This is a genomic window from Mycobacterium sp. (genome assembly GCF_032159765.1).
GTDB lineage: Bacteria > Actinomycetota > Actinomycetes > Mycobacteriales > Mycobacteriaceae > Mycobacterium.
On sequence record NZ_JAVHWM010000178.1, the window covers coordinates 36,144 to 50,170 of the forward strand.

Consider the following 14,027-nt stretch of genomic DNA (forward strand, 5'->3'; position numbering starts at 1 on the left):
ACTGTTCCGCGCGCGGTCGTCAACAACCTGTGTCAGCATTTCCGTTGTGAGGGTATGTCGTATCGCAATGGTGGTTGTTCCGGTGGTAGCCGGGTTGGCGCCGCTCGCTGCATCTATTCCGTCCGCATCGGCGCAGCCGTGCCCGGATGTCGACCTGGTGTTCGCGCGCGGTACCACCGAGGCACCCGGGTTGGGTCCGACCGGCGACGCTTTTCTGAGTTCGCTGCGTCCGCGACTGGGCACCAGGTCCATGAATGTCTACGCGGTCGACTATCCGGCAACCACCGACTTCCCCACGGCTCTGGACGGCATCAGGGATGCGAGCACCCACATCCGTGCGACCACCGCGGCGTGCCCGGACACCAAGTTGGTGTTGGGCGGGTTCTCGCAGGGCGCAGCTGTGATGGGCTTCGTCACCGCAAACGTGATCCCGGACGGCGCGCCCACCGGGGTGCCGAACCCGATGCCGGCCGACGTGGCCGACCATGTCGCGGCCGTCGCGCTGATGGGCAAGCCCAACGACCGGTTCATGCATGCGATCAACCAGCCGGACGTCGTCGTCGGCCCGGCGTACAAGGGCAAGACGATCGATCTGTGCGTGCCCGACGACGCGATCTGCTCGAGCGGGACGGACTTCAACGCGCACACGCAGTATGCCGACCAAGGGCTGACCGACCAGGCGGCCTCCTTTGTCGCGGGCCGTGTGTTGGCGAGTCTTCCTCCGGCTACCCCGCCGCCCGCGCCCACGTCGACCCGGCCCGCTCCGGCCGCACCGCCGCAGGCGCTCGCTGCCCCCGCCCCTGCCGCGCCGGCACCCGCGCCTGCCCCCGCCGCACCGCCACCATCGTCCGTGCCGGTTGCACCACCGCCGTCGCCTGCGGCGCCTCCGCCTGACGGCACACAGCCCCCGCTGGCAACCCATGCACCGCTTCCGCCCGGCACCTTGCTGATGTGCTCCACCACGTGCAAGGTCGTCGGAAGCTAACGAAGCCGAAGGCGTGCAGGCCGAGCGTCGACTTTTCGTTCAAAAACCCGCCAAAACTCGATGGGTAATCGACGTTCGGCGCCAACGAGACTGCGAACACCTGGAACGAGCCGAGAGTTCGCTTGAGCTCCGGCTTGTAGCCAAATTCTTCGGCCGCTTCGGCATCCGGGAAACTTCCGTCATGTTGGCGTCGTCTTCTAGGTATCGGAGCCATGAATCGGGATCGGAGCCATGAATCTACGCGAGCGTCACCCTCACAGCACCGAAATCTGAGCCAGACGGCGTGAGGCGACCTTGAAGAGAAGATCGGCCAGTGTGTGGCCACTCGGCGAGACGACGGTCGGGCGGTATTCGATGTCTGAGCGTGTCGGCCGCATGTCTGTCTCGGCAACGGAGGTGATCCTCCCGCCAGTGCGCACAATGCCGGCAGCCAACGAGGGATCTCCGGCGAGGTGAATAACCGTGTCGACGCGACCGTCAAGGAGGAACCGCACCTTTTGCATCGCCCGTGCCGCGTCTGTGTCATCTGTGACGACGGCATCCGCGCCGAGCCTGCGCGCCAGGTCAACGTCGCCTCTGTGCGTGACTACGGCGACCACGGCGCCGCGAGCCTTCGCGAGTTGCAGCGCAAACCCGCCAACCCCTCTCACCGGACCATGAATAACCATGTTTCCGAGATGCGTGACCCCCAGCGCGTCGAGCGCGCTGACTGCCGTGATTCCAGCCAGTCCCACCACGGCGGCCTGCGCGGGGTCCATGCCGTCTGGGATGGGGGCAATCAACTCCACCGGCACAGCCACCTTCTCGGAGAAGCGGCCAGGCTGCCCGAATGCTCGCGAAGCCGTGACGCCCGATACGTACATGCCGACGTTGATGTAGTCGACGTCGGTGCCGACGGCGGCCACCGTGCCCGCGAAGCTGCGGCCGTCCACCGGCGCAGCGGTCACGTCCACAACGACTTCATGGGCGGCGGGAGTCGGCTCGTCGATGTCGATCAGTTGCGGCGTGAAGCCCGTTCGGGTCACTCCCATTGCGTTCATCGCTGCCCCTTCATCGCTGCGGCTACGTCACTAGCCGGTTAAACGTTTAAGTGGCAGAGATATTTCCGGTTCAACATTTAAGTTAGAATCAGGGCGTGGCCGCCGAACATGAGCCTCGATGGTTGGATGCGCAGGAGCAGCAGATCTGGGCTCAGCTGTCGACGATGATCCTGAGGTTGCAGCCGGTGTTGAGCACGCAACTGCAGCGAGAGTTCGGTATCAGCCAGTTCGAATATCTCATCATGGCGCGCCTGTCGGAGACGCCCGAATCGACGATGCGGATGAGCGTCCTCGCCACGCTCACAGGCAGCTCGCTGCCACGACTATCCCAGGCGGTCGGCCGCCTGGAAAAGCAAGGATGGGTCGCCCGGCGCCCGGATCCCCAACACAGCCGCTACACCCTTGCGGTACTCACCCCTGCGGGGCTTCGCCGCCTGCAGGAAGTCGCCCCGTCGCATGTGGCCGCCGTGCGTGAATACGTCTTCGATCGCCTGACGCAAGCTCAGGCTCGCCAGTTGGGTGCAATCTGCCAGCGCATTCTCGACGGCCTGCCGCCTGACGAAACCTGGCCGACCACCGCATCCACCTGAATCGCGACCTGTCTTCAAGGAAGCATCGGCAGCTGTGGTGTAGATCACCCACCTCTCCTGGAATCACCAATCGGGGCTCCCGCTTGTACAGGTCAGCGGTCACTTAAACATTGAAGTGACTACCACGAACGCAGAGGAGTCATTATGAGCACCGTCACACCCATGGTCGCCAGAATGGGCGCCTCGATGACACGCGCAGCGCTGTCGGCGATTCTCGTTGCGCTCGCCGCCACCGCGATTCTGTTCGGCCAGCTGGCCGGGGCGTCGACGGTCTCGGCGCAGGCGCGTGCCGCCAGCGACGCGTGCGCCAACGTCGAAGTCGTATTCGCCCGCGGCACCAATGAGGCCCCCGGTGTCGGTGCGACCGGTCAGGCATTCGTGGACGCGCTCAACGCTCGACTGCCAGGAAAGTCGGTCGACGTGTACGGCGTGAACTACCCTGCGTCGTTGAACTTCGGGCAAGCCGCCGACGGAATCGTCGACGCCGCCAACAAGATTCAGACGGTCGCGACGAACTGCCCAAACACCAAGATTGTCTTGGGCGGGTACTCGCAAGGTGCCGCGGTGGCGGGTTACACCACGACCGACGCCGTTCCGGCCGGATTCGACCTGCCGGCAGGCATCACCGGCCCCATGCCTCCCGCAATCGCTTCGCACGTCGCGGCAGTAGTTCTGTTCGGGACGCCCGACACCTGGTTTCTCAATCTGGTCGACCACGGCGCGCCGCCCATCACCATCGGCAAGCTCTATGCGGGGAAAACCCTCCAGCTGTGTGCAACCGGCGACCCCGTCTGCTTCCCCGGCGGCCTCGACCGCTCCGCCCACAGTTCCTACAAGAACAACGGGATGGCAGACCAGGCAGCCGATTTCGCCGCACAGAAGTTGGGTGCCTCCGCCAAGGCTGCAGTAGTGGAGCAAACCGCAGGTGAGGTCGGCGCCAACCAGCCGGCTGCAGCGCCTGCGCCCGAGCTTGATCCATCACAGGGCAACTGAATACCACCCACCGTCACCGAGCGACGGCCGGAAGCGAGTCTCAAAGGACCGCTCCCGGCCGTCAGTCTTATTCGGCCAGTAGTTGACGAGTTTCGGTCCAGTCGACCATGAGCCGGCGCTGGCTGAAGTACCAGAGTCCGTCGTGCTTGACGAAGCTATCCAGGTAGCGGATCGCTGCGACCATGAGGCTGCGCTGCGATCCGGACACCTTGACATGGTGAGCGAGGCAATAGGCGATTCCCGAGGCGCGATCACCATCGACCACGGTTGTGGATTGACCATTGAAATGCATGGTCGCTTCGTAGGCGTTCAGATCGTCGAACACCGGCGCAAGCGCCGCGCGACCTCTCACCTCCTGGGTCGCGGTTCCGCTCCCCTCCATGTAGACCAGAAACACGGCGTCTTCGGTGAAGAGCGCCATTTGACCGGCAGCATCACGCCGATCTGCGCAGTATGCGTACGCGTCGATCAGTTCTCTGATCGCCAACTGGTCGGCTGCTTGTTCGCCTGACAGACGGACGCGGGCCGTGCGCCGCACGTCCTCGGATGTCATTGCGCTGACTCCATCCCCCACCATTCGCATAGCTGTTGGTCCGCACTCGGCATATTGATTGACATATCATGTAACTCTACTACTGTGAGTGCGGTGGATGGCCGACTTGTCCGCGTCACGCTGAAGCCGTTGGTATGTGGCGGGGCAACTCGCACAGCCATGCCGGCACACGGCCGAGTCGGTTCGTCGGTGGTGACAGATAATTAGTTGATATATCATGCACTGAAGAGGTCGTTCGTGACGAGTATCCCCGAGTTGATGCAGACCCATCTGTTTGGCGTATTCAACGAGCGCGATCGCCTCAAGCGTCAAGCCGCGATCGCGCGAACCTACTCTGACGACGTCCGGTGGACAGATGATGACGGCGTGACGACGGGGCGATCCGCGCTGGCCGCCAAAGCTGAAGCGCTGCAGCAACAACTGGGTGACCTTCAATTCATTGCGGCTGAGCCGCCGTACCAGACATTGGGTCTGGGCTACTTGGCATTCCACGTCGTCGAGCCTGGTGGTGACATTCCACGCGTCTCAGGATTCGATGTTGCGATCGTGCGCGACGGGGTGATCGATGAGCTCTACACAGTGCTTACCCACCAGCACGCATGAAGGAGCGTAAGAAATGGACAGCGACTACAGCGCGAAAGAGACAGCCGACGTTCTCATCGTCGGAGGCGGTTCGGCGGGGGCCACGCTGGCCGCGCGCCTGAGTGAAGACCCCAATCGTCGTGTTCTCCTGCTGGAGGCCGGGCAGGCATTCGCGCCCGACGAAGTGCCGCCCGCGTTGAGCAACGCGGACAACGTGGCCGCGCAAGCCTTCGATTGGGGATACACCGCTCGCGGCGGTGCTCATTCCCCGGAGATTCCCGTACCACGCGGGCGCGTGTTGGGCGGCAGTTCGGCGGTCAACGCTGCCGTTGCGATACGCGCTCGGCGATCCGACATCGAAACGTGGGGCCAGCACGGCGTGGACGGATGGTCATGGCAGGACGTACTCGACACGTTCAAGGCGATCGAGAACACGGATGTCGGCGACGACGCGTACCACGGACGTTTGGGCCCGCTGTCGGTTCGCCAACGCACACAGGATGATCTGACACCCGGGCTGCTGGGCTTCATCGACGCAGCTGTCGCCGAAGGATACAAGCGCGTCGATGATTTCAACGGGAGTGACGCCGAAGGAGCCGGCGGATACCCGGTCAACATTGTCGACGGCGTGCGGCAGAGTTCCGCAGCGGCCTACTTGACCGACGAGGTGCGTCAGCGGACGAACCTCACGATCCTGGGTGGGGTCGTGGTCGACAGGGTGCTCTTCGACGGCACGGCAGCGACCGGGGTCGTCAGCGGTTCGGGAGTGGCATACACAGCGAACGAAGTCATCTTGTCTGCAGGGACGTACGGAAGTCCCGCCATCCTGTTGCGGTCCGGTGTCGGCCCCGCACCCGACCTCGCCGAGCTAGGCATTGCCCCTATTGCGGATCTACCAGTGGGACAACGTCTTCAAGACCAACCGTTCTTCTACAACGCATACGCGCTCGCAGCCGACGCCGTCCAAATGGCTCCCGCGACGGGCGCATTGCTGTGGTTCCGCTCGAGCCTGGCCACCGAGGGCGAGCTGGACATGCACATTAGTGCGACCCACCTACTCGACGGCTCCTACAGTCCCACCGGAGGTGCCATCGTGCTGGCCACCGCGGTGGTGCTGCCCGATTCCGTTGGCACTCTTCGTATCTCGAGTTCGGACCCGAATGAGCAGCCAGTGATCGACAACAACTTCCTGGCGACTGAGCGCGACCAGCTCCGCATGCTCGAAGGGGTCCGGCTCTCTCGCCGTCTCGCGCGCAATCCTGTATTCGGTCCGCTTCAGGCGGGTGAGCTCATACCGGGCGACGCGGTGGGTGACGAGGCGTTGGCCGAGGTGGTCGCCGCCAATCTCGCAGTGTATGGCCATCCGACCTCGACTGCCCCGATGGGGGGTGCCGACGACCCCTGGGCGGTTGTGGACTCTCTCGGTGCTGTCCGCGGCCTATCGAACCTGCGGGTCGTCGATGCGTCCATCATCCCTCGAATCCCGTCAACCGTAACGAATCTCACGACGATCATGGTCGCCGACCGGATCTTCGGCCGCGTTTATGGCAAGACATGGCGTTAGGGATACACCCCGAGCTTCTCCACATTCTGGGTGGTTCCGGGACAAAGAGGGCCGGGCCGCCGATCGGAGACATCGACGACCGGAGGAAGAACCTCTCGGAAGGGTTCGCCGCACTGGCGGATTCTGGCGACGCGGTGTCGGGGGTCGACAGGTGCGATTCCTCCACTGTCACGGACGACGGTGCCGGCCTCAGACTGTCGTGGTACCAGGACGCAACGACGGAGCCTCCCGGTAGCGCAGTCTTGTACTTGCACGGGGGCGGATTCATTGTCTCTCTCTTGCCTGCTTATGACCGCATGATGCGCGCATACGTAAGAGCGACAGGCGTTCCGATGCTGTTGGTCGACTACCGGGTCGCACCCGAGCATCCCCATCCGACTCCGGTCGAGGACTGTTACGCCGCGCTGTGCTGGCTCGCCGACAGTGCGACCGAACTCGGCGTGGACCCCAAACGCATTGGGGTGATGGGAGAAAGCGCCGGAGGCGGACTGGCCGCCGGTGTGGCGTTGATGGCTCGTGACCGCCGGGGGCCGTCAGTGGCGCAACAAATGCTGTTCTACGCGATGCTCGACGACAGGACAGTCCGCCCCGACCCCGAGCTCCCCTCGGAATATCTCGTATTCACCTACGACGACAACCAAACGGGCTGGGGTGCACTGCTCGGGCCGGCTCGGCAGGGCGAAGAGGTGCCGCCGTACGCCGCGCCGGCGCGGGCCTCAGATCTTTCCGGGCTCCCCGCTACCTACATCGATGTCGGCGACATCGACATACTGCGTGACGAAAACATCGACTATGCAAGGCGGTTGATGACCGCCGGCGTTCCCACCGAACTGCACGTGGTGCCGGGCCTGCCCCATGGTTTTGACATGGTTGCCCCCGAAGCACTGGTGACGAAGCGGGTCATCGCGAATCGCCTGCGACGGTTGGCAAGTCTCTGAGGACGGTGAACACGATGACAAGCGACCGTTTCAACCTGGCAGACAAGTCGGTGTGGCGCGTCGGCTACGGCGCGATGCAGTTAGCCGGCGACGGCGTGTTCGGGCCGCCCCGCGATCGCGATGAAGCTGTTGCAGTGTTGCGGGCTGCTATCGATGCGGGCGTCAATCACATTGATACCGCACAGTATTACGGGCCGGTAGTGGTCAATGAGCTGATTCGCGAGGCACTGTCCCCCTACCCCGACGAGTTGGCTTTGGTCAGCAAGGTGGCGGCGCGCCGCGACGACGTCGGCGCGGTCCTGCCCTACGACGAACCCGACCAGCTTCGTGCGGGTATCGAAGACAATCTCGCAACCCTGGGTGTTGATCAACTGACGGCAGTGAACCTCCGGGTAATGGACAATGCCCCGCCGAACGGGCGATTCGTCGGTCAGCTCGGCGCGTTGGTTGCCGCACGAGATGAAGGCCTTATCGCAGGGATCGGGATCAGCAACGTCACACTGCAACACGTCCTCACAGCGGTCGGGGTGACAGACATCGTCTGCGTGCAGAACGCGTACAACCTCGCGGACCGATCATCGGACGCCGTGCTTGCGGAGTGCATCTCCCGAGGAATCGCCTTCGTTCCGTTTTGTCCGCTGGGCTGGCCGAAGGAACAACACGATGTCATCCGGACGAATCCGGTCGTTACTGCCATCGCGGCCCGCCGGGGCGCCACGCCGGCTCAGATAGCACTCGCGTGGCTGTTGTCCGTCGCGAACAACGTCCTGCTCATACCCGGCACCAGGAGCCGCAGTCACCTCACAGAAAACCTTGCTGCTGGTTCGTTATCGTTGGCCAGCGACGAAATCGGCAGCCTCAGTGCAGCGTTCAGTCCTCAGGAGACCTTATGACCATGCCCGCAGTGGTTCTCAACACCGATCGTCTGATCGTCATCGAGGATCGGCCTCGCCCGACCCTGCGCCCCGACCAAGTCATTGTCGAGGTAGATCTGTGCGGGATCTGCGGAAGCGATCTTCACGCAGCCCAATTGCCGCAGGTGTATCACGGGAACTGCATCATGGGGCACGAATCAACCGGGCACATCGCGGCCGTCGGCGCGGACGTCGCGGATTGGACCGTCGGTCAACGCGTGGCCGTCAACCCCAACGGGAACGTCGACGGAGACTGCAAATACTGCAAGGCCGGTCAGCCGAACTTTTGTCGTCAGGCAACGCTCGAAACAGCGCTCGGCCTGCAGTCCGACGGTGCGCTCTCACCGGAGATGGCCGCCTTTCCGTCCCACCTGCGGGCCATCCCAGATGGCCTCGGAATGCGGGAAGCGGCATGGGTGGAGCCCGCGGCAACAGCGTTGCGCGCGGTCGAGCGGGCAGGCGAACTTCAGGGCCGCACCGTGTTGGTCACCGGCGGCGGCCCAATCGGGCAGCTCGCCTGCCGCCTGGCACATCTGAAGTCGCCCAAGAACCTTCTGCTCATGGAGCCCTCCAGCGAACGCGCACAGTACGCCGCCGCGTCGCATGCCACGGTGGTCACGCCTTCCGACGTTCCGGCTGACAGTGTCGATGTAGTGATCGAATGTTCGGGCAACGAGGCAGCGATCGAGAACGCTCTGAATATGCTCACCCCCGGCGGCACCCTGGTAGCGGTCGGCGCGGGCCACGGTAGCGGATTCGACACCGCAACGATATTGATCAAAGAGATCACGGTGCGTGGATCCTACACCTACACAGACGAATTCGAGCGCACGATCGGCCTTCTCGCGACGGGAGCACTCGTCGTTGCCGACCTCACCAGCATCATCACACCACTTAAAGATGCCCTGAGCGCCTTCGATGCATTGCGCACCGGCCGAATCATGAAGGCGCTCATCGCACCGAGCCAAGCCTGACGGCCAGATCAGATCGGAGACGAGATATGACCACCGCACAACCCACTGACAGCGATCTTATTCGGACCTTGATCCGTGCAGTTGACGCCGGCGATGACGCCGGCATCGCGGCGCTAACGGCAGCCCAGGTGCACTTTCGCTTCGGCAATGCCGAGCCGACCGACACCCGAGAGGAGCTCGTTGCGGCAGCAGGTGCATTTCGCAAATCGATAGCGGGACTGCGCCACTCGATCCTCGACCTGTGGGAAGTCGATGACGGCACAGTGATTGCGATCATGGACGTGCACTACGAACGGCTGGACGGCCGCGAACTGGACTTGCCGTGTTGCAACGTGTTTCGGGTGCGCAATGGATGCGTGGACAAGTACCTCATTTTCATGGACGTCAACCCGGTCTTTGCGACGTAGCGGCCAAGCGACAGCGGTTGTCGCTCGGGCAAAACCAACATCGACTTTTGGAGCGCCTGATGGGGTTCTTGTGACTAAACCGGTTTGGGCAGCCGGCGGCTGCTATCCATATTTACATGATGTATCATGTATATAGTCGAACGGCGAATACCAATTGCGCTCTCAAGAGAGGACCGAGACTTGACCAACGACAATGTGGCCACCGTCCGCAACGCTTATCAGATCGCCGAACGAAAGGATCTGGAAGCGTGGATCGATGCGTTCACTCCGGACGGCGTGTTCACGGACAATTCGGTGGGCGCCAGCTACCGCGGCCGTGAGCTGGCGGATGTGGTTCAAAACTACGGCACCGCATTTTCGGACATGCACCGCGAGCTCTATCAGATCTACGCCGACGGCAACGTCGTCGTTGTCCAACTGGCACTGCAAGGTACGCACGACGGCCCGCTGCAGCTTCCCTTCGGCGTCTTACCCGCCACCGGAAAGCGAATGGACGCGCCATGCTGTGACGTTTTCGAGCTGCAAGACGGCAAGATCAAACGGTTCGACTGCTACCCAGAGGGGTCGATCATCTTCGCTCAGCTCGGAGTCTTGACCAATCTTGAAGGGGCACTTGCCCACTGATGACAGGCGACTCCTGTTGGCGCGCTCAGAGGGGTGTGGGCGGCAGCGATGAGTTCAGGTTGAGACTGGCCTGGATGTGTTCGAGCGCAGCAGTGAAGGGCGCGACGAGCTCGTCTGGTAGCGGCTCGAAGAACAGTTTCTTGACGAGCAACGCGTGCCCCGGCGCGGCGTCGACCATCGCGTCCATCCCCTTCTTGGTCAACACCGCATCGGTCGCGCGCCCGTCACTGGCGGATTGACAACGTTCCGTGAGGCCGCGTTCACTCAGCCGGCGCAGATGGTGTGAAACCCTGCTGCGTTCCCATCCAATCATCGCCGCCAGGTCGGTGACCTGCATCGTGTGATCTGGCGCCATGCTCAATGCATTCATCACGTGGTAGTCCGCCAACGAGAGGTCGCTGTCGCGTTGCAACTGCCGGTTGATCTCGTAGTTCATGCGCAATTGAACGCGCATGTAAGCAAGCCACGCACGGAACTGCGTCGGGGACAACCATGGACTGTCGCCGGGCGATGTGCGGCGGGCACGCGCCATTTTCACCGCCTTCCTGCTGGACTTTTCACTCTGATTATCCGCGATCGCCCGCAATTTCGCGGTGCTCCGGTCGTTCTGCCGCTACAGAAACGCCGCATCGAGGTTGGCGATGTCGCGGTCGTGCAACCACAGTCGGCACGCGCCGAGGTTTTCGGTGAGGTGAGCGCGGGTGCGGGTTCCCGGGATGAGCAGCATGTGGGGACCAAGGGCCAGCAGCCACGCGAGTGCGACTTGCGCCGCGGTGACACCGTGGCGGGCAGCCACGGCGGCCACGGCCCGGTTGGTCAGGATCGCCTCGCGCTGTGCTTGCGGATAACCCAAAGGGCAGAACGGCACGAACGCGATGTTGCGCACCGCGCACTCGTGAACTATGGGCAGGCTATTGCGGTCCGCGAGGTTGAAAAAGTTTTGCACGCAGATAATTTCGGTCACTTCGAGAGCTCGCAGCAGGTGGCCGCGGGTGACGTTGCTGATCCCGATTCCACCGATGAGCCCCTCGTCTCGGGCTCTCACCAGGACGCCAAGTTGGTCGACGAAGCGCGCATCGGGCACATCGTTGTCCATCACACGCAGGTTCACCGCTGTCAGCCGGTCCACACCAAGGGTGGTCAGGTTCTCCTCGATGTCGGCGCGCAACTGATCGGAATCGTCGACGGGCAACAGCGCGCCGGACTCGTCGCGCCTGGCCGCCACCTTGCTCACCAGCGCGAGCTCGTCGGGATACGGGTGAAGGGCCTCGCGGATCATGTCGTTGACCACACCGGCACCGTAGGTCTGCGCGGTATCGATGTGATTCACACCAGCGTCGACCGCGGCGCGCAACACGGCGACGCCCTCGTCGCGGTCGCGAGCCGGGCCGAATACACCGTCGCCGGACAGCTGCATCGCGCCGTAACCCATGCGCGACACGGTCTTGTCAGCCAGGCGATAGCGGCCGGGCGTTCGTTGACCCATCAGCCGCGCAACGGCTTCAACGCGCCGGTCCAGCTTTCAAGCTGGTCGAACAACGTGACGGCGGTGTCGTCGTGCAGAGCCGCGGGGGTGAACGCGGCGAAGTTCTCGAAGTCGGTGAATAAAGAGAACGACAGTTGCTGACGGACGGTGGCGATCTGCAGTTCGGCGCACACCCCGCGCAAGTGCTCGATCGCACGCGCGCCGCCGAGCGATCCATAGGAGACGAAGGCCGCCGCCTTGTTGTTCCACTCGGCGTAGAGGTAGTCAATGGCGTTCTTCAGCACACCGGACGTCGAGTGGTTGTACTCGGGGGTCACGAAGACGAAGCCGTCGTAGGAACCGACGGTGTTCGCCCACGCCTTGGTGTGGTCGTGCTGATACTGCCCGAATGACGGGGGCATCGGCTCATCGAGGTGAGGCAAGGGATAGTCCGCGAGATCAACGATTTCGTAACGTGCGCCTGTCCGCGCTGCCGCCCGCGCAAGCACCCAATCGGCGACCATTCTGGCGTGGCGGCCCGGCCGTGTGCTGCCGACGATGATTCCGATCTTGACATCAGTCATGGCGTCCCATCCTCAAGTCGCTTCGCAGCAGAGGCGATTCCACTACAAGCATAAACTGATTGACATGTCACGTACAGCTATTAATGTTGGACCTATGCCTAGAGCGGTGCAATTCGATTCGTACGGTGGGGTTGACGTCCTCGAAGTGCGCGAGGTGGCCCGCCCCGTACCAGACGCCGGCGAAGTTCTGGTCGAGGTTAGGGCAGCCGGAATAAACCCCAGCGAAGGCGTGATCCGCAGCGGCGCTCTTGCCGATCAATTTCCGGCGACGTTTCCATCTGGTCAAGGCAGCGACCTGGCGGGAGTGGTGGCCGAACTCGGACCCGGAGTCCGCGATTTCGCGATGGGTGACGAGGTGATCGGCTTCTCCATGCGCCGGTCCAGCCACGCCGAATACGTGACAGTGCCGGCGGACCAGTTGACCGCCAAGCCACCCGAGGTCTCCTGGGACGTCGCTGGGGCGCTGTTTGTTGCGGGCGCGACGGCCTACGGCGCTGTGCGCGCAGTAGGCCTCCAACCGGGAGAGACAGTGGCGATAGCAGGTGCGGCCGGTGGCGTCGGCTCGATCGCGACCCAGCTCGCACAACGCACTGGCGCGACGGTCCTCGGCATCGCCGGGGCCTCCAACGACGCCTGGCTCGCCGAACACGGAGCGATCCCGGTCAATTACGGCGACGACCTACCGGCCCGGCTGCGCGCCGCAGCGCCGTCCGGGCACATCGATGCGCTCCTGGATTTCTTCGGTGACGGATACGTCGCCATGGCGATCGAGGACCTTTCAGTGCCGCCCGACCGGGTTGACACCATCGCCGACTTCGCGGCCGTGGAACAGTTCGGAGTGTTGTCCGCGGGCGGCGTGGATGCCGCGACTGCGGCGGTGCTCGCCGAACTTGCCGATCTGGTCGCACGCGGTGAGCTCGAAGTGCCCATCGCGGGAGTCTTCGCCCTCGATGAAGTGCGCGATGCATTTCGGGAGGTGGAATTGCGCCACACCCGAGGCAAATTGGTGTTGCGCCCGTGAGCGACTGCGGTTGAGGAGATGCGTATGCCGATAGCGTTTCCGAATGAGTCGCGGGAGCATCGCGAAGCACGCGATGCGCTCCTTCAACAGGAGGTTGATCTTCAGCGGCAAATGGAAGCAGTTGTGCTGCAACGAAAATCACTGCCGCCCGGCGGCGAGGTCCCTGAAGACTATGTGTTCGACCGAATCGGCGACGACGCCGCCCCCACGACGGTGCGAATGTCGGAGCTGTTCGGTGACAGCGACACACTGATGCTCTATCACTACATGTTCCCGCGCCACTCGCACGACGGTCGACCCCGCCCGACGAGCGGGATCTTCTCGGAACTGCCCATAGCTGAAGGGCCGTGCCCATCGTGCACCGCACTGATCGAGATGTGGGACAGCGCGATGCCCCAATTCGACGGTATGGGCGGCAATCTCGCGGTCGTTGCCAAGGCCCCCATCGAACAGGTAGCGGCGTTCGCGGAAGAACGGGGGTGGCGGCACGTCCGGATGCTGTCGGCAGCCAATTGCAGTTTTCGCCGCGACTACGGTGGCGACGGCGCTGACGGTCAGCCTGTGCCCCTGCTGACCGTTTTCAACCGGTTGCCCGACAACGCGATACGGCTGCACTGGGCAAGCGAACTCATGTTCGCGCCCGCCGACGATCCGGAACCGGACCCAGCACAGCTCGACGCGGTCGAGCCGGTCTGGACACTGTTCGATTTGGCCACGATGCCACGGTTCCGGCGATGGCGCCTTGCGCACCCGCCCCAGAACTGGTGACGACGGTCTCACTGGAACCAACGAG

Annotated in this window: 17 protein-coding genes; 12 read left to right on the forward strand and 5 right to left on the reverse strand. The window is 63.4% G+C overall.

Going from position 1 to position 14,027, the window contains the following annotated elements:
• Nucleotides 1–67: 67 nt before the first annotated feature.
• Nucleotides 68–985, forward strand: coding sequence for a cutinase family protein (locus QOH60_RS21945; protein ID WP_526423978.1), 918 nt, complete (start codon nt 68–70; stop codon nt 983–985).
• A 254-nt stretch (nt 986–1,239) separates the two neighbouring features.
• Here the strand turns inward: QOH60_RS21945 and QOH60_RS21950 are convergent, their stop codons facing one another.
• Entirely contained in the window at nt 1,240–2,025 is a 786-nt protein-coding gene (locus QOH60_RS21950; protein ID WP_526423979.1) for a zinc-binding dehydrogenase, read from the reverse strand.
• 122 nt (nt 2,026–2,147) lie between these two features.
• Here QOH60_RS21950 and QOH60_RS21955 point away from each other — a divergent pair, with 122 nt between their 5' ends.
• Both QOH60_RS21955 and QOH60_RS21960 read left to right on the forward strand, forming a co-directional pair.
• The gene (locus tag QOH60_RS21955; RefSeq protein ID WP_526423980.1) at nt 2,148–2,615 is read left to right on the forward strand and encodes a MarR family winged helix-turn-helix transcriptional regulator; all 468 of its coding nucleotides are present in this window, start codon (nt 2,148–2,150) and stop codon (nt 2,613–2,615) included.
• A 174-nt stretch (nt 2,616–2,789) separates the two neighbouring features.
• Nucleotides 2,790–3,608 carry a cutinase family protein gene (locus QOH60_RS21960; protein ID WP_526424148.1) on the forward strand — a complete coding sequence of 273 codons (819 nt, stop codon included), beginning with the start codon at nt 2,790–2,792 and terminating at the stop codon, nt 3,606–3,608.
• A gap of 67 nt (nt 3,609–3,675) precedes the next feature.
• On the opposite strand, the gene QOH60_RS21965 is transcribed toward QOH60_RS21960, so the two are convergent.
• Nucleotides 3,676–4,161, reverse strand: coding sequence for a nuclear transport factor 2 family protein (locus QOH60_RS21965; protein WP_526423981.1), 486 nt, complete (start codon nt 4,159–4,161; stop codon nt 3,676–3,678).
• Between the two features lie 237 nt (nt 4,162–4,398).
• On the opposite strand from QOH60_RS21965, the gene QOH60_RS21970 reads away from it, so the two are divergent.
• The 7 genes from QOH60_RS21970 to QOH60_RS22000 all read left to right on the forward strand — a co-directional run bounded on the left by QOH60_RS21970 (nt 4,399) and on the right by QOH60_RS22000 (nt 10,164).
• Nucleotides 4,399–4,764: a nuclear transport factor 2 family protein gene (locus QOH60_RS21970; protein ID WP_526423982.1), complete on the forward strand. Its 366-nt coding sequence runs from the start codon at nt 4,399–4,401 to the stop codon at nt 4,762–4,764.
• Between the two features lie 13 nt (nt 4,765–4,777).
• Nucleotides 4,778–6,307, forward strand: coding sequence for a GMC family oxidoreductase (locus tag QOH60_RS21975; RefSeq protein WP_526423983.1), 1,530 nt, complete (start codon nt 4,778–4,780; stop codon nt 6,305–6,307).
• Complete coding sequence (locus QOH60_RS21980) at nt 6,298–7,245, forward strand: alpha/beta hydrolase (RefSeq protein ID WP_526423984.1); 948 nt, start codon at nt 6,298–6,300, stop codon at nt 7,243–7,245. The genes QOH60_RS21975 and QOH60_RS21980 overlap by 10 nt, the downstream gene beginning before the upstream one ends.
• 14 nt (nt 7,246–7,259) lie before the next feature.
• A complete protein-coding gene (locus tag QOH60_RS21985; protein WP_526423985.1) occupies nt 7,260–8,138 on the forward strand; it encodes an aldo/keto reductase in 879 nt (292 codons plus the stop codon).
• Nucleotides 8,135–9,133, forward strand: coding sequence for a zinc-dependent alcohol dehydrogenase (locus tag QOH60_RS21990; RefSeq protein WP_526423986.1), 999 nt, complete (start codon nt 8,135–8,137; stop codon nt 9,131–9,133). Before QOH60_RS21985 ends, QOH60_RS21990 begins: the two co-directional genes overlap by 4 nt.
• A 26-nt stretch (nt 9,134–9,159) precedes the next feature.
• A complete protein-coding gene (locus tag QOH60_RS21995) occupies nt 9,160–9,540 on the forward strand; it encodes a nuclear transport factor 2 family protein (protein WP_526423987.1) in 381 nt (126 codons plus the stop codon).
• 180 nt (nt 9,541–9,720) lie between these two features.
• Complete coding sequence (locus QOH60_RS22000) at nt 9,721–10,164, forward strand: nuclear transport factor 2 family protein (protein WP_526423988.1); 444 nt, start codon at nt 9,721–9,723, stop codon at nt 10,162–10,164.
• A gap of 25 nt (nt 10,165–10,189) precedes the next feature.
• Here the strand turns inward: QOH60_RS22000 and QOH60_RS22005 are convergent, their stop codons facing one another.
• The 3 genes from QOH60_RS22005 to QOH60_RS22015 form a co-directional block, all read right to left on the reverse strand.
• A complete protein-coding gene (locus QOH60_RS22005; protein WP_526423989.1) occupies nt 10,190–10,696 on the reverse strand; it encodes a MarR family winged helix-turn-helix transcriptional regulator in 507 nt (168 codons plus the stop codon).
• A gap of 81 nt (nt 10,697–10,777) precedes the next feature.
• Nucleotides 10,778–11,650, reverse strand: coding sequence for an aldo/keto reductase (locus tag QOH60_RS22010; RefSeq protein WP_526423990.1), 873 nt, complete (start codon nt 11,648–11,650; stop codon nt 10,778–10,780).
• On the reverse strand, nt 11,650–12,213 hold the full coding sequence (locus QOH60_RS22015; protein WP_526423991.1) for an NADPH-dependent FMN reductase: 564 nt from the start codon (nt 12,211–12,213) through the stop codon (nt 11,650–11,652). The genes QOH60_RS22010 and QOH60_RS22015 overlap by 1 nt, the downstream gene beginning before the upstream one ends.
• A gap of 94 nt (nt 12,214–12,307) precedes the next feature.
• Here QOH60_RS22015 and QOH60_RS22020 point away from each other — a divergent pair, with 94 nt between their 5' ends.
• Together QOH60_RS22020 and QOH60_RS22025 are read left to right on the forward strand one after the other, a co-directional pair.
• A complete protein-coding gene (locus QOH60_RS22020) occupies nt 12,308–13,234 on the forward strand; it encodes an NADP-dependent oxidoreductase (protein WP_526423992.1) in 927 nt (308 codons plus the stop codon).
• 24 nt (nt 13,235–13,258) lie between these two features.
• Entirely contained in the window at nt 13,259–14,002 is a 744-nt protein-coding gene (locus tag QOH60_RS22025) for a DUF899 family protein (RefSeq protein ID WP_526423993.1), read from the forward strand.
• The last annotated feature ends 25 nt before the right edge of the window (nt 14,003–14,027 follow it).